This window comes from Salinimicrobium sp. TH3, from assembly GCF_026676115.1.
In the GTDB taxonomy this organism is placed as follows: Bacteria; Bacteroidota; Bacteroidia; order Flavobacteriales; family Flavobacteriaceae; genus Salinimicrobium.
In genome coordinates, this window is the sequence record NZ_JAPONB010000006.1 from 209,167 (window position 1) to 225,489 (window position 16,323).

A 16,323-nucleotide genomic window follows, 5' to 3' on the forward strand; every position below is an offset into this window, starting at 1 on the left:
GTGCAAATTACGCCAAAAACGTAGGTATGCCCGAAGTAAGGGAATTAAAAATTATCAATAAAAGCGTCGATCTTAGTAGTAAGATTTTCAGTCGAAGAAACCAGCGGCAATCGCAGGTTGTTCTTTACTATTCCTTTCTTTTTAAGAAGTGCCTTTATTCCAACAGGATTGCCTTCAGCAAAAATAAGATCAATAGAGGGAGCTACCTTATAGTGAAGTTTATAGGCTTCATCCACCTTTCTTTCGAGCCCCAGCTTTACCATTTTAGAGAACTCGGCAGGAAGTCCCTGCCCAATAACAGAGATCACTCCATGTCCCCCGGCGAGAACCATGGGCAAGGTGATCATATCGTCACCCGAGATCACAAGAAAACCTTCGGGCACCCCGTCAATAAGTTTCATTGCCTGCACGATATCTCCCGCAGCCTCTTTAATCCCAATAATATTATCCACCTGCGCCAGTCTTTTCACTGTCTCGGGAAGCATGTTAGAACCTGTTCTTCCCGGGACATTATACATAATGACAGGCTTTGGTGAAGCAGCCGCCACAGCCTTGTAATGTTGAAATATACCTTCCTGCGATGGCTTGTTATAGTAAGGAGAAACCGAAAGTACGGCATCAAAAGCCGAAAGATTTGTACTCTTCACCTCTTCAGAAACCTTTGCTGTGTTATTACCGCCAATTCCAAGTACTAGTGGGATACGACCATTATTCTCTGAAACAATGGTGTCAATAACCAGTTGCTTTTCTTTAGAAGTAAGGGTCGCACTCTCGCCGGTAGTTCCAAGAACCACCATATAATCAATTCCGTTCTCGATTTGAAAGTTCACTAAATCCTTTAATGCTTCCACATCTACAGTAAGATCGTCTTTAAAAGGAGTGATCAAAGCAACTCCTGTTCCAACAAATTTGTTCATTATATTGTTGTGTTTAATATTTTTAAATATTTTTTTATTTCTTCGGTGAAAATTCCTGCTTCTGAAAGTTCTGCGGAAATATTCAGGTCAAAAATGCTCTTTTCGGAAGTCTTTTCTCTTCCCACCTTTAACCTCGCCCGGGTAACCGAAACAAGAAAACTGGCCATTTTATTTTCTGAAGCTGTAAAAGATACCAGAACATCAAATTGAGCATCTATGAACGCTGAAGCTTTTTCAGAAACCCTGCCCTTCCAGCCAAAATCTTCCCGTGAAATTTCAGGCCATTCAAAAGTGTCATTTTTGACACTTTTTTTTCCACAAAACACAATTTTCACTTCCTGTTGCTTGAGGTTCAGGTCTTCCTTCAGCTTTAAAAATTGTTTTACGGATTCATCACTCCCGTCCTCCAGAATAATTCCCAGTTTACACACCTTACCTTCAGCAACCGAACTTTCAGCAGAAATCCGCAGATTTTTTTGAGCTACCGCAAGCTTAAGATCTTTAATTTTCACAGGGCAAAATTAGGAATAATTGTATTACCAAAAACAAGGGAAATAAGGGATTTTCCACTATACCAGGTGCAAAAGCCTGAGTTTTTTTTCGGGGGTGATAAAAAAAAGAAAAACGAGTTTTATCGCCGCAAATTTTATAAGGGTTCCAACGATTTCAATACTTAGATCTCTAAAGTAGAAAACCTCCATATCCCTCAGAACATCCGAAAAAATGAAGGAAAGGGCCAGGCAAATAAAAAAAACCGATTTTTTGGAAAACGAATTAAGATAGTACACCAGGGCAGTAATGGCAATAAACAGGAGATTGAGGTAGTAAATGGCATAAAGCCAAAAGGCGAGTTCATTCCCCAAATTTCTTTCAATTTCAGAAATTTGACCCCACAGTAAATAGACATAAATACCCACAATGATCAAAAAGTAAAGCGTAGTGAATTTACTGCCTTTTTCATACTCGGTATGTCTAATAGCCTCCCTGGCCAAAAAGAAGTAACCTGTCAACCATAAACCGAGTTTTATCTGTTCAAAATACCAAAAGCTGCCTCCAAAGGAAATCAAGGTCGCTGCCATGGCCATCCCGAAAGACATGAGGAAATTGCAGTTTTTGAAGGGGAATTTTTTGTTATAATAAAAGATCAGGGGGAGGAAAAACAGGATTTCACCCAATTTTCTAACCAAAAAGTTGTCACCTACAATACCGGCAACGTTCACACACATAGCAACGATAGCCAGGAGAGAAAGAAGAACCTTTTGTTTCATTAATGGGAGAAAATTCCTGCAATATAGAAATTTTGAGAAGAATAAACTTTAATGTGAAAAATATTATTAAAATGGAATACAAAAATTAATTCTAAAAAGAATACTGCATTAAAACCCTGGAAGAAGGGAACTTTTTCTTCTATGACTTGCATGTTCCACCAATCCAAAAAATGCGATAACATGAAATAAAGGATAGAAGATGATGACACTAATATCTGGTATTATAAAAAGCCTGTAGAACAGGGAAAGCTCGGACAACAATAAGGAAGCGGAAGCCAGCATGAGCCATAGGGAAGCGTAGTGAGATTTGAGGAGGTACTGCGTAAAGGTCACTGCAAGTAAGCAAATGAGCAACAGCATATAAATATATGCAGTCTCCTGGTGGGATGGAATTACCTGCGGCACAAGATCGGCCATGGTATAGAATAAAAATCCAAGAAAAGTGTACATAATCATCAGGGAAATGAACTCTACCAAGTGTATCCTGGCCCATTTAAAGCCGGTGAATGCAAAAACATATAGAATTAAGACAGCACCACCAAAGCTCCAAAGAATAGGTCTGGGGTTACTAAAAAAACCTTCCAGCATAAGCAAATCCCGCACGTAGAATAAAAGTAGCACAATCACCATTGGGACAAACCAATTTTTCGTCTTATATCTATAATAAAGGATAAGAACAGGGATTAAAAGGACTGTTGAGGCAACAGTAAGTACATTTAAATTGAAAATAGAACTTATTATAAAAAGTACTCCAATGACCAGGAACAACAACAGAATTTTTTTATTCGTCTTCACATTTTCCAGTTAGAAATAATCAGCAAATCGCGGCAAATTTTACCGAAAAATAGAACAATTTTCCTTTAGGAAAACAATAAGTTTATAAAAAGTAGAAAAAAGCGCATTAACTTAAAATTAAAAATCTTTTACGGGTTCCTTTTAAAAACCCATACTTTTGTTTTTTACACCATAGAAATGAAGCGATATCTCTTCCTCCTGTTGATCATAGCCGGTTCTTGTAAATTCAGCGACAACTACACTCCCACCCGCATTGAAGGAACTCAGCTGGAAATAACCCCTGCTATTAAGGCCAATGATTCCATAGAGATGTTCATTCAACCTTATAAGTTGAATATTGACAGGGAGATGGAACAGGTATTGGCATACCTTCCTTACAATCTAACTAAAGCCGATGGGGAGCTTAATACGGCTATAGGCAATCTAATGGCCGATGCTTTAATGGAGCTTTCAAATCCTATTTTTGAAAATCGCACGGGAGATAAAATAGATATCGTATTGCTGAACTTTGGGGGAATAAGATCCTCAATACCTAAAGGAGATATCACAACAAGAACTGCTTTCCAGGTTATGCCCTTTGAAAATGAAGTGGTGGTCGCGACCCTAAAAGGAGAAGCTGTACGGGAGATGATCCACTACCTTATTGATTCGGGAAATGCCCATCCTGTTGCGGGAATAGAGTTACAACTGGAAAAAGACAATAGCATAAGAAAAGTTTTAATTCAGGGGGAACCCTTACAGGACAACAGGACCTATAACATCGCAACAAATGACTACCTGCTGCAGGGAGGAGATAATATGGTTTTCTTTTCCAGGGCTCAAAAAGTCATTAACCTGGATTACAAAATCAGGAACCTCCTAATCGATTATTTTAAACAGGAAGACACCCTTACTCCAGTAAGAGATCAACGTTTCATAAGAGTGAATTAATGGAAAGACGTACTTTTATTAAAAGAACAGCGGCAGCCGGTGCCTTTGCCGGTCTGGGCAGCCTTGGTCTGGTGTCTTTTGCACCAGAAAGAGCCCTTAAACACATCACGATCCTACATACCAATGATGTTCATAGCCATATAGAGCCTTTTGAACCCGATCATGCACAATACCCGGGCATGGGAGGAGTTGCAAGAAGATATACCCTTGTGCAACAAATAAGACAGGAAAATCCTCACACCTTATTGCTCGATGCAGGGGATATATTCCAGGGAACCCCCTACTTCAATTTCTACGGTGGGGAATTAGAATTCAAGCTCATGAGTAAAATGGGCTATGATGCAGCAACTATTGGAAATCACGATTTCGATAACGGGATTGATGGTCTACTGGCCCAAATGCCTCATGCTGAATTTCCCTTTATTAATGCCAATTATAATTTTGAAAACACAGTGCTCGACGGACAAATCAAACCTTACCAGATATTCGTAAGGGATGGGATTAGAATAGGTGTTTTTGGATTAGGAATTGAACTGGAGGGCCTGGTAGGAAAAAAGCTGTACAAAGAGACCAAATATCTCGACCCTATCGATATTACCCAAGAAATTGTAAAACAGCTTAAGGAAGAGGAAAAATGCCATTTGGTAATTTGTCTTTCTCACCTGGGCTACGAATACAAAAGTGATAAAATAAGTGATGTTAGGCTTGCCGGGGCCACGAAAGATATCGATTTGATCATTGGGGGTCATACCCATACCTTTCTTCCTGAACCCTCTGTAGTACTTAACAGCATTGGAAAAGAAGTATTGGTCAACCAGGTAGGTTGGGCTGGAGTGAATCTGGGAAGAATAGATTTTTACTTAGATACCTCCGGTAAAAAGGATTCCAGGGGCGCTACTATCATCGTTTAGCGCCCGGAATCTGGTTTTTCCCTTTTATTTTAAAGGTGAAATTGCGTTCCCCCGGCATTGCAGGAAAATTTGGATCTAAATGATTTTTAACTCCTCGCAGCTCCAGAATTTTTTTGGTTATATCCTTTTAATAGATCCTCTTCTAAATCTAAAGATGATGGAAATTTCATCCTATTCTTGCTGAAGAAATAATCACCAAAGCCTCTAAGTTACCCCTGTACAACCAAATTAGGAGGAATAAATAGCCGAATACACCTGTAGGACTGGCAAATATAAGTTATCCCGAACAAGACCCCTACTTCACTCCCTAATATAACGGGCTTTTAGTTGTGCTTACCTCTGCCAAAGCTTCTACCAGCCCCTTAAGTTTATCTTTTTTCAAAGGTTTGGATAAAAAACCAGAAACAAAAGGATATAACTTTGCTTCGTTACTAAAATCTTCAATTGAAGAAGTAAGAATAAAAATCTGAAACTGATTTTTTATGTGCTCCTCAAATTTCTGAAAAACATCAAGGAATTCCCATCCAGACATGCCTGGCATGTTAACATCTAAAAAAAGTATGGTGGGAAAATCAACTGCTCCCCCTGAGTAATCTTCCTTTATAAACATTAAAGCTTCTTCCGGCTCTAAAAATAACATAATTACAGCCTGTGGATTGAAACTTTTAATGGTGAACTCACAGATTAAGTTATTCGTTTTATCGTCATCAACTACTATGTAATACTTCGGTCTTTTCATCTTTGATAATCATGTTAACTTCATTAAATTTTAGGGTGAAAATCGTTCCCTTATCCACCTCACTTTCAACTAATATCTTCCCACCAAGAAGTTCTACCTGAGTTTTAACCATGAAAAGGCCCATTCCCTTTCCTTCAACATGTTGGTGGAATCGCTTATATAATCCAAATACCTGCCCCCCTTTTTTAGCCATATCTATTCCCAAACCGTTGTCTTCGAAAATTATAAGAACCTTACCGTCTTTCATTCTTGATGTGATCTTTAATTCTGGAGCAACTTCAGGTTTTCTGTATTTTATGCTATTGGTTATAAGATTATAAAAAATACTATAGAGGTAGCTCTGAACCGTACTAAACACAGGTGCCTCCGAAAAGTCGGTAATAATTAAGGCCTGCTCTTTTTCTAATATCCTGTTGATACTGGATCCAATTGAATTTACAAGTTGTGAGAGGTCCACTTCTTCCCTCTTGGCCGTAAGGTCTACTTTCACCTGAAGGATCTCGTTGAGATCAATAATCACATTATCCAGCCTTTTTACATTTTCCAGTAATTCCTTTAGGAATTGATCTTTAGTTTCTGAAGGATAATCCTCCTCCAGCAAATCTGCCAGACCAATAATATTGGCTACCGGTGATCGCAAATTATGAGAGACAATAAAAGAAAATTGTTCAAGTCCTTTATTCGCGGTAACCAGTTCCTGTGTATAATTTCGCAGATTTTTGTTCAGTTCCCTCAATTTGATGTCCGCTTTTTTACGTTCTGTGTTATCTGAAGAAACAGCTACATAGCCTTTAAAATTCTGTTCATCATCGTATACAGGGGAACCTGTGATCAAAGCGGGAAATTCAGTCGCGTCTTTTCGCGTCACCCATAATTCCCCAGACCAGGTTTCACTCTTTTTTAAAGCTTCTTTTAATTCCAGAGCTAAAGTATTAGATGCGCCGGAAGGAACGTGATCCATGATGTTCTTGCCTTTTATCTCCTCTGGTAACCATCCATAAATGGTTGTTGCTGCTTTGTTCCAATAATTAATTACTCCCTTATTATCTGTCGCTATCACTGCCTGTCCAATTTTATCCAGCAGGTTAGCCTGGAATTTCATTTCTTTTTGGGCAAGTACCCTCGCGGTAATATCTATACCTACGCATTGTATTTCTCCAGGTTCATCTTGAGAAGCCTTTAAATAAATAAAATCCCACAGCGTACTTTTTATTGTCCCATTTTTTCCAGGCTTATCAATTTCCACCTGAAATACCCTATCGGGATTCTGAATACATTTTTCTGAGATTTCAGCCACTTTCTGGTGGTGGTATTCTTCAATTGAAATCATGCAGTTCTTCCCCACAATTTTTTTGTCTGGATAAATCCATCCAAAATCCTCCTGGAATTTGTTATTGCAGTAAGTATATTCCCCTGCCATGTCCACTCTGATAAAATAGTTAGTCTGGGACTGGATAAGACCTCTATGCCGGGCTTCACTTTTCATAAGTTTCTGCATGGCCATTTTCCTCTCAGTAATATCCTGTACGGCTCCCACCATTCGAACTGCCTTACCTTCTTTATTTCTCAAAATGGTACCTTTTTCAACCACAAAAGCATACTGTCCATCTGCTTTTTTATAGCGGTATTCTGCTCCCCAGGAATCTGAATCCCCTTTTACTACGGAAAATAAATCTCCAGCAATAGAATTATCTTCGGGATGTATATTGGCGCACCAGGAATCAATGTCTTGTGTGAAGGAACTCAAGGAATACCCAAAAAGTTTATAATACCCTTCACTCCATAAAATATTCCCACTTTGAATATCCCAGTCGTAGATTGCATCTGAAGTGGCTTTTGATACCAATTGATAGCGTTGATTGCTTTCTTTTAAAGCCTTCTCTGCCTTAACTCTTTCAGTAATATCAATTCCCACGCACTGTACCTCAAGAGGTTCACCCTTTGCATCTGTAAGACATATGAAATCCCATAAGGTTGATTTTGCAGTTCCGTCTTTTTGTAATTTATCCAGTTCAACCTGTTGTATAGTATTGGGGTGAGCTATACAGTGGTAAAAAATTTCTTCAGCTTTTCCTCTATGGTATTCCTGGAGCGTAACTTCTGCATATTCTCCAACAACCTTCCCTGCCGGAAATATCCATGCAAAATCTTCCAAAAACTTGTCATTACAATAGGTATAATACCCTTCCAGGTTAATACGCGTAAGATAGTTTGTTTGAGACTTCAGGATCCCCCGCTGCCTCGCCTCGCTCTGCATTAGTTTTTCAAGAAAGTTTTTGCGTTCTGTGATATCCTGAACAGATCCTTCCACACGAAGCGGCTGCCCCTCTTCATCTCTTATGAGTTTTCCTTTTTCATGAACCCATTTTACCTCACCATTAGGCAGAATAATACGGTGTTCAATGTCCAAATCCTGTATGCTGCTCAAAGTCTCTAACTTGTCCTTCCTGAATACATCAAGATCTTCAGGATGAATTGTCTTTTCAAAAGTTTCCAGATCTACGTTAAATTCCTCTTTCTTTCTCCCCCATATAGAATAAACTTCATCACTCCAGAAAAAGTAATTATCCTGGAGTCCCATTTCCCAATAACCAAGCTTAGCTAATTTTTCAGCATAAATAAGTTTCTCGGTCTTTTCTTGTAGTTTTTCCATTACAGCTGTCTTATCTGTAATGTCTATACAAACTATTAATCTACATCTTCGATTTTTATACTGCAGATTGTAGCCGTACACTTCTACTTTTATTTTTTCCCCATTCCTTTTTAAATTTACTATTCTATTATGGCTCAATTGTGCGCCATCTGTAATAACCTGGAAAATATTGTTTTTCAACCATTCTTTGTCTTCCTCAAGAAGAAAATCAAGCACTGTTAACTGTAGAAATTCCGCACGAGAGAAACCATAATGATCTATTGCTCCCTTGTTCACATCCAATATTTCAAAGGTATCCACGTCGTATATGAGGTTTGGAAGCGGGCTCATTTGAAATAGCTGCTTATATTTTTCTTCTGAAGCCCTTAAGTTTTCCTCTGCCCGGTTAGCTTCCGTATTATCTCTAATGATCATAGAAGTACGGGGTTCACCGTGGGCATTCTGAAAAACAGAGGAAGAAAGTGCAGCCGGGAAAATACTGCCATCCTTACGCACCATGTTGATCTCACACAGCACTTTCCCTTTGCTTTGCCTATCTTTAATTGCCTGTAACACTCGAGGATCTTTAGGGTCCACAAGTCCAAACCTCCCCGCCTCACATAATTCACGTTCGGTTCTTTGAAACATTTTACAGGCCGCAGCATTTGCGGCAAGAATTCTTCCATCGGTAACAGTGAGCAGGATTCCATCCTGGCTATTTTCAAAAAATGCCCGATATTTTTCTTCACTTTCTGATAAAGCTTTTTCTGCAAGTTTTCGCTCCGTCACATCGCGAAAGTCCACAACAATACCTTCAATATCGGGATCATCGATCAAATTGGTTACCGTGGTTTCCAACCAACGCCAGGCTCCATTTTTATGCCTTACCCTCACTTCATCATCATAAAATGGCCTTTCTGGATACTCTATACAATTCTCCAGTTTTTTTGAAAAGCAGTCGTGATGATCAGGGTGGATGATCTCTAAAATATTTAATTGATGAATTTCCTCATCCGAATAACCCAAAACATTTTTTACAGAATTTGAAACATAAGTCGGAACTCCACCAGGGGAGAGAATAGCCACTGCACCAGCCGAATTTTCAATAAGACGTCTAAACTTTCGTTCACTTCTCTCGAGTTGTAGTAAAAACTCCTGTCGTTCTATTTCAAGACGGTGAATTTTGAGAACATTTTCAATAGCTGAAGGCAATCTTTCCAACCTGTCTTTAAGCACATAATCCTTTGCTCCTTTTTTGATAATATCTACTGCAAACTCATCTGTCATCGTCGCCGTAACCAGAATCACCGGGATTGGCTTTTCCAACTCTTGAAGTAACTCCAATGCTTCAAAAGAATTAAAGGAAGGTAGGGAATGATCGGCCAGAATGATATCGGGTTCAAAATTTTTTAACGCCAGTATAAATTTCTCTCTGGAATCTGCCACCACACACTCATTCTCCACACATCTCTTTTTTAAGGAACGAGAAATAAGCAGGACATCACTTGGCTCATCTTCAAGGTGGAGGATCTTCAGTTTTTTCGGCATATGTAGGGCTTAGGGGATTGGTATTGCAAGTAAGAACTAAGGTTGATTTAATTGTAAGGAGTTTGGTTACCTATTAGCCAATAAAAACCTAACTCGGTAACCGTTTTGGTGAAATTCTCAAAGCCCACAGGTTTAACTATATAACTGTTCACTCCTAGTTTATGACTTTCAACAATATCTTTTTCTTCTTTCGAAGAAGTCATCATAACAACAGGAATAAGTTTTGTGCGTTCATCGGCCTTGATCACCCTAAGCACTTCCAGCCCATCTACTTTTGGCATTTTGAGATCCAAAAAAATAACTTTTGGCTTATCTCCTATATGCCGTCCCTCATACTCTCCTTCTCCAAAAAGGAAATCAAGAGCCTTAGCCCCATCATGTAGGTGCACCAGATTATTTGCCAGATTAAGTTTTTTTAATGCTCGAATAGTGAGCATAGCATCAGATTTATTATCTTCTACTAACAAGATCTGCACTTCATTATTTGACATAGTTTTATTTTTTAATTAGTTAGCAGGCAGAGAAACATAGAAACAAGCGCCTTCTCCAACTTTACCCTCTGCCCAAATTTCCCCATCATGCTTTGATACTATTTTTTGCACGATAGCCAATCCTACTCCCGTACCTTCAAATTCGTTGCTGCTATGCAATCTTTGAAAGACTCCGAATAACTTGTTATAATACCGGGGATCAAATCCGGCACCATTATCTTTTACGTAAAAAACCTGCTGCTCACCTTTGGGATAGCTTCCAATCTCAATTACGGAGTCTATCCTTCTGGAAGAATATTTAAAAGCGTTAGAAATAAGATTAAAAAACAATTGTTTCAGCATATTCTTATCTCCCTTTATTGAAGGTAAATTCTTTACATAAACAGTTGTTTTTCTTTCCGGCTCCAGTTCCTTTTGCTCATCTACTAGCTTGTGAATTATACCTAGAATGTTTACAGGCACCCGAAAAAAATCCTGCTTGGAAAGGCGGGAGAACTCCAGTAAATTATCGATTAGATCCCCCATTTTTTTGACATTTCTGAGGATCTCAGAAAAGTAAAGTCGTGCTTCTTCATCTAAACGCTCAGAGTAATCCTCGATTAAAACTTCAGAAAATCCAGAAATTGCTCTTAAGGGAGTTCGCAAATCATGAGAAACCGAATAGGAAAATGATTCCAGCTCCTTGTTCACCTCTTCCAGTTCAAGGGTCTTTTTTTCCTTTTCCTGGATCTGGAAAGCCAATTGCTTATTAACTTCAGCCAACTCGGCTGCACGTCTTTCCCTCTCTTCTATTTGAATAGAAAGATCTTTTACAGTCTCTGCCAATTGCAAAGTAATTTCCTTTTTTTCCTTATCCTTAGCTAACAGAGCTTCTTCAGATAATTTGAGGGCTAACGCTAATTTTTCATTTCTAGCCCAAACAGAAGTTGTTTTATTATTTTTTTTCATTAAATATCTTGCTAAGTCAGTGATGAAAACAGGGACGCCCCTTACCAGAATTAGTAAAATCTATCTTTAATCTCACCTAAATTCTACCTCTATGATATCTTGATTCTTCTTTAATTTAAGAGCCTTTTATCGATAAAAGGAGGCTAATTATCTAGAAATGTAAGGTGCAAAGTTATGATTTTTTAAGTAATTTTTAACAGGATGAAATGTTGAAGTTCAAGGTAGTCAGCAAAATATTCTTAGGACACATGCCTTACATATGGTAGATTCAACTACTCCCAGAGGAACAAAAAGTTTCAGAAACCAAAAAGTGAACAAAAAGAATATAAAATACTTTTTATATGTAATATTTTTCCTACATAAAGCTGACATTTATTTAAATCGTGATTTCTTATTAGGAAAAAGTTTGGAAATTGCACAAAAAAGAACTGAAGGCTAATCATTTTTTGAACGTTCAGATCAAACTCTTTCCCCTACAAATAAAAAAGGGCGTTGTAGAAGATTTTTACTTTGAAAGCACCAGAAAAAGGAAATATAAGTTGCTACAATAATTAAGGAGCAGCCAATTCTTACCTTTTAAAAATCCCCCGCAATTTTACTTCTTGGTAATACCAAAATGAACAAAGAATTTTTAAGAATTCCTTATAGAATAAAGGTGATCAAGGTCATAAATAAATAGCTACAACTGCAGTACTTTTGCACCCGAATTTAACAGGAGACTTCTGATTATGAGTGGAATGAATATCAGCAAGCCAAAATGTCAAAATTTATGTAATAAAGTAAATCCTCAAACTTGGGTTAAAATCACATTGAGCAGCAACAGCAATGCAATAAATAATCTAAATTTGACCAGCTTTTAATAAAAGATGATTGTTAATCAAAACAGTTGACCATGATCAAAAGAATATTTTTAAAAAGCAATAGAACAATGTGCTTTCAACAGAGATCGATGCTTGCCATCATCTTAATCCTTTCAGTTATTCTGGTTGCTATTATCTCTACAGGCGCTTAATTACTCTATCATCCTGAGAAATTTTTTCTCATCGATGATTGGGATCTGCAATCTTTCTGCTTTGGCAAGTTTGCTTGGGCCCATATTTTCTCCCGCCACAACGTAGCTCGTTTTAGAAGAAATTGAGCTGGAAATTTTTCCGCCGTTATCTTCGATCAGCTTTTTGAGATCATCACGAGACATTTCAAATACTCCTGAAACTACAAAGGTCTGCCCCTCCAGCTTATTGGTTTGGTTCGCGAGCTTTTCTGCCGAAATTTCCAGTTGCAGTCCATAGCCTTTCAATCGCTCCACAGTTTTTACATTTTCTTGATTTGCAAAGAATTCTACCACACTTTCTGCAATTCGATCTCCTATTTCATCAACGCTTTCCAGTTCTTCTTTTTCAGCCTTTCTTAAAGCTTCAATATTTTTGAAATGTTTTGCCAGCTTCTTAGCTACGGTTTCTCCAACGTAGCGAATTCCCAAAGCGAATAGCACCCGTTCGAAAGGGATCTTCTTCGAGTTTTTAATTCCGGTAATAAGATTTTCTGCCGATTTTTCTGCCATACGTTCCAGCGGCAGGATCTGTTCTTTCTTCAATTCATAAAGATCGGCGTAATTACTTATTAGACCTTCATTAACCAACAGAGCCACTGTTTCCCCTCCAAGGCCTTCTATGTCCATGGCCTTCCTTGAAATAAAGTGCTGAATTCTTCCAATGATCTGTGGTGGACATCCATTAAAGTTGGGACAGTAATGCTGCGCCTCCCCCTCATTTCTCACCAGCTCTGTATTACATTCGGGGCAGTGGGTAATGTATTTTGTAGGACTGGAATCGGGATCTCGTTTTGTGAAATCAACTCCCACTATCTTGGGAATGATCTCCCCTCCTTTTTCCACATAAACCTCGTCCCCTTCCCGAACATCCAGTTTTTCAATTTGATCGGCATTGTGCAGGGAAGCTCTTTTGACCGTTGTACCTCCAAGTTGCACCGGTTCCAGGTTGGCTACCGGAGTAATGGCTCCGGTTCTTCCTACCTGGTAGGATATCCTGTTCAGTTTAGTCGAAACCTGCTCGGCTTTAAATTTGTAGGCCATTGCCCAACGGGGGGCTTTAGCCGTATAGCCTAATTCCTCCTGCTGGTGCAGGCTGTTCACCTTTACCACTACCCCATCGGTTTCATACGGTAAATCATGCCTGTGTACATCCCAGTAATTGACGAAATTCATAACCTCTTTCAGGTTTTTGGCAAGTTTTGCTTCCTCTGGCACCTTAAATCCCCACTTTCTCGCTTTTTGAAGACTTTCATATTGGGTTTCTATTCCTGGAAGATTTCCGCCTAAACTGTATAAAAGACAATCGAGTGGTCTCCTGGCTACTTCTGCGCTGTCCTGCAACTTAAGGCTCCCCGATGCTGTGTTCCGTGGGTTTGCATAAGGTTCTTCTCCTGCTTCAACCCGGGCAGCATTGAGGTGAGCAAAACCTTCATAAGGAAGGACAATCTCCCCTCTTATTTCAAATTTTTGCGGGTAATCCCCCTTTAATCTCAGAGGCACAGATCGTATCGTGCGTACATTATTCGTCACATCATCGCCTTGTATACCATCTCCCCTGGTAACCGCCTGCTTAAATTCCCCTTTTTCATAAGTAAGGCTTATAGAAGCACCATCATATTTCAACTCACAGGTGAAATTCACCTCCCCATCTACCTGTTTTTCAATCCTTTTCTCCCAGTTTTCCAGGTCTTCCTTGGAGTAGGAATTATCCAGCGAATACATTCTGTGCTCATGCACAACAGTTGCAAAATTTTTAGTTACCGCACCCCCAACTCTAAGGGTTGGAGAGTTGTCATCATGAAATTCAGGATGCTTTTCTTCCAATTCCTGCAACTCTTTTAGCTTCCGGTCAAAATCATAGTCGGAGATTTCGGGCTTGTCCAGTACGTAATACAGGTAATTATGGCGGTGTAGCTCCTCCCGCAGCTTAGTGATTTTTTCTTCAGGTTTCATAAAAGAGTAAGTCTTTCGTGCTTGTATGAGGCTCCAAAAATGGCATTTTGGACAGATATTTTTATTTCGAAAGGAGATGCATATGCTTTATCTCCGGTGGGAATCCAGTCTTTTTGTTCTTTGTTAATAATGATGAACAAGCCTTCATCATCCCCGGTGGCGCAAAAATGTTTGTAATCCCCGGTAAATTTGGTGAGCCCGAAATTGTCATTCAAGAAGTTGAATTTCTCTTCCACATTGGAAGTAGCAAGACCAACTTCGCTTATCCCAACAATACTTGCTGCGGAAAATTCTTCGGAAGAAGGATCGTACATATGGCTTCGGGAAATGAACTCCAGAATATTCCTGTCTTCATCATAAAAGTAAATAGATTTAGCCTGCCAGGCTGGAAAATCGATGATTTCATTGCCGTCATCCTGAAGTATTTCCACTTTCTTCCGAAGCCATTTTAGCGCTTTTTCTTCCTGCAGCGCCGGGATGTGAAAAGCAACGTGATAAGGTTTGGCGTTTAAATCCTCCTCAAACTCAAGAGTTGAAGAACCAATTTCCACCCTAAATCTTCCTTTTGAGATCCCATCCACCGGAAGCTCAAGAACTTCACCATAAAAATGATGCTGTGCCTTAAGGTTTGAAGTGTAGAGTTTGAGAAATTCGATCTTCATAATTTAATGCCTCTTAACATGCGGTCCACCCCGAAAATATCCTTTTTCAGGCGGGTTTGGAAATTTTTTTCAGTTAAAAGTGCTTCAGTTTCTTTTCCCAGGTACTGGTTGATCTCGAAATACAGTTTTCCGCCCGGTTTAAAATTGTTTACCGCCAGGTCTGTTATTTTTTGATAAAAGATCAAAGGATCGCTGTCCTTTACATAAAGTGCAGTTTCGGGTTCATGCTCCAGTACATTGCGCTGCATTTCGTTCTTCTCCAGCTCCCGCACGTAAGGCGGATTGGAAATGATCACATCAAATTGCTTTGGAAGTTTATCTATGGTCAAAATGTCCTTTTGAAGAAATTTGACTGATACATTGTTCATCTCTGCATTCCTTCCCGCCACTTTTAATGCCTCCTCTGAAATATCCAAAGCTAAAATCCTTGCCTGCGGCAGGTGCTTTGCAAGAGAGACCGCAATACAACCACTGCCGGTACCAATATCGAGAATATTTAGCTGCTCTTGATTTTCACAATCCTCCAGGATCCACTCCACCAATTCTTCGGTTTCGGGCCTTGGGATAAGCACCTCGTTGTTAACTAAGAAGGTTAAACCATAAAACTCTGTTTTGCCGGTTATATATTGAATGGGTTCATGTTGTCTAAGCCTTTGCAATGCCGAATTGAATTTCTCTCCTTCCTCCAATGAAAGTTCACGCTGCAGATCAAGGGCAACATCTAATCTTGTAAGTCCGGTAAATTCCTGAAGCAGGATATGAAAGAATGACCCTGTCTCCTCCTTGGGATACTCCCCTTCTAAGGTGTCAAAAAAGTGATTTTTGAAGGCTGTTATTTTCATTCATTCGAATTTTTTCACGCAAAAGCCGCAAGCATTCCTGAAGGGAACTAAAAATGATTTCATTTTTAAACCTTTTAATTCTCAAATAACTTTGGAAATTGGTACCTGGAAAATTGGGATATGAATCTAAAGATCTCTAATCATCCAAACACTACAGTTGTAATGGCCGGTATTTCCCAACGGACTATCCAATTGCTTAAATCCTGAACGCAGGTAAAGCTTCCTGGCCTGGTTCATATAAGGCATGGTTTCTATGTAGCATTTTTCAAAACCCTGCTCCTTGGCATAATCCAGACATTTTTTCATCATTTCTGCGCCAACACCTTTTCCCCTTACTTCAGGTAAAAAGTACATTTTTTGCAGTTCACAAATTGATCCTTCAAAATTGGCCAGGGGGGCAATTCCCGCCCCACCAATTATTTTTCCGTTATCATCTACAACAAAATAAGCCTTTCCCGGCTCGCTGTATTCGGCATGCATATTATTCAGAGAAGCGTCTTCGTAAGCTGTTCCTACTTTGGGAACACCCATTTCCACCAGCACACTCTGCACTACCTTTTTAACCTGCTCATTATCTTCGGGTTTGATTTCCCGTATTACGTAACTGCTCATTATCTCTATTAAATGCTATTTTTG

The 16,323-nt window shown here is 39.2% G+C and carries 14 protein-coding genes; 2 read left to right on the plus strand and 12 right to left on the minus strand.

Translation table 11 applies throughout. The features are described 5' to 3' along the window. Positions 1-44: 44 nt before the first annotated feature. The 4 genes from dapA to OU683_RS11305 all read right to left on the minus strand — a co-directional run bounded on the left by dapA (position 45) and on the right by OU683_RS11305 (position 2,980). Complete coding sequence (gene dapA / locus OU683_RS11290) at positions 45-917, minus strand: 4-hydroxy-tetrahydrodipicolinate synthase (protein ID WP_268138295.1); 873 nt, start codon at positions 915-917, stop codon at positions 45-47. Then, positions 917-1,429 carry a DUF6913 domain-containing protein gene (locus OU683_RS11295; RefSeq protein ID WP_268138297.1) on the minus strand — a complete coding sequence of 171 codons (513 nt, stop codon included), beginning with the start codon at positions 1,427-1,429 and terminating at the stop codon, positions 917-919. The genes dapA and OU683_RS11295 overlap by 1 nt, the downstream gene beginning before the upstream one ends. 57 nt (positions 1,430-1,486) lie before the next feature. Next, on the minus strand, positions 1,487-2,185 hold the full coding sequence (locus tag OU683_RS11300; RefSeq protein WP_268138299.1) for a hypothetical protein: 699 nt from the start codon (positions 2,183-2,185) through the stop codon (positions 1,487-1,489). Positions 2,186-2,293: 108 nt separating this feature from the next. Then, positions 2,294-2,980, minus strand: coding sequence for a hypothetical protein (locus OU683_RS11305; RefSeq protein WP_268138301.1), 687 nt, complete (start codon positions 2,978-2,980; stop codon positions 2,294-2,296). A gap of 177 nt (positions 2,981-3,157) precedes the next feature. On the opposite strand from OU683_RS11305, the gene OU683_RS11310 reads away from it, so the two are divergent. Next, positions 3,158-3,910 carry a 5'-nucleotidase C-terminal domain-containing protein gene (locus tag OU683_RS11310; protein WP_268138303.1) on the plus strand — a complete coding sequence of 251 codons (753 nt, stop codon included), beginning with the start codon at positions 3,158-3,160 and terminating at the stop codon, positions 3,908-3,910. Further along, entirely contained in the window at positions 3,910-4,821 is a 912-nt protein-coding gene (locus OU683_RS11315) for a bifunctional metallophosphatase/5'-nucleotidase (protein ID WP_268138305.1), read from the plus strand. Before OU683_RS11310 ends, OU683_RS11315 begins: the two co-directional genes overlap by 1 nt. Before the next feature lie 307 nt (positions 4,822-5,128). On the opposite strand, the gene OU683_RS11320 is transcribed toward OU683_RS11315, so the two are convergent. From OU683_RS11320 to OU683_RS11355, 8 genes are all read right to left on the minus strand, one after another. Continuing rightward, positions 5,129-5,560 (minus strand): response regulator, encoded by a 432-nt coding sequence (locus tag OU683_RS11320; protein ID WP_268138307.1) that lies wholly within the window; start codon positions 5,558-5,560, stop codon positions 5,129-5,131. Beyond that, positions 5,529-9,740, minus strand: a complete 4,212-nt coding sequence (locus OU683_RS11325; RefSeq protein ID WP_268138309.1) for a PAS domain S-box protein — start codon at positions 9,738-9,740, stop codon at positions 5,529-5,531. The genes OU683_RS11320 and OU683_RS11325 overlap by 32 nt, the downstream gene beginning before the upstream one ends. Positions 9,741-9,787: 47 nt before the next feature. After that, entirely contained in the window at positions 9,788-10,231 is a 444-nt protein-coding gene (locus OU683_RS11330; protein WP_268138311.1) for a response regulator, read from the minus strand. Positions 10,232-10,246: 15 nt separating this feature from the next. Then, positions 10,247-11,179 carry a sensor histidine kinase gene (locus OU683_RS11335; RefSeq protein ID WP_268138313.1) on the minus strand — a complete coding sequence of 311 codons (933 nt, stop codon included), beginning with the start codon at positions 11,177-11,179 and terminating at the stop codon, positions 10,247-10,249. 1,012 nt (positions 11,180-12,191) lie between these two features. After that, on the minus strand, positions 12,192-14,183 hold the full coding sequence (ligA, locus tag OU683_RS11340; RefSeq protein WP_268138315.1) for an NAD-dependent DNA ligase LigA: 1,992 nt from the start codon (positions 14,181-14,183) through the stop codon (positions 12,192-12,194). After that, entirely contained in the window at positions 14,180-14,845 is a 666-nt protein-coding gene (locus OU683_RS11345; protein WP_268138318.1) for a VOC family protein, read from the minus strand. Before OU683_RS11345 ends, ligA begins: the two co-directional genes overlap by 4 nt. After that, positions 14,842-15,687 carry a peptide chain release factor N(5)-glutamine methyltransferase gene (gene prmC / locus OU683_RS11350; RefSeq protein WP_268138320.1) on the minus strand — a complete coding sequence of 282 codons (846 nt, stop codon included), beginning with the start codon at positions 15,685-15,687 and terminating at the stop codon, positions 14,842-14,844. The genes OU683_RS11345 and prmC overlap by 4 nt, the downstream gene beginning before the upstream one ends. Before the next feature lie 126 nt (positions 15,688-15,813). Next, complete coding sequence (locus OU683_RS11355; protein ID WP_268138322.1) at positions 15,814-16,299, minus strand: GNAT family N-acetyltransferase; 486 nt, start codon at positions 16,297-16,299, stop codon at positions 15,814-15,816. Positions 16,300-16,323: the final 24 nt, after the last annotated feature.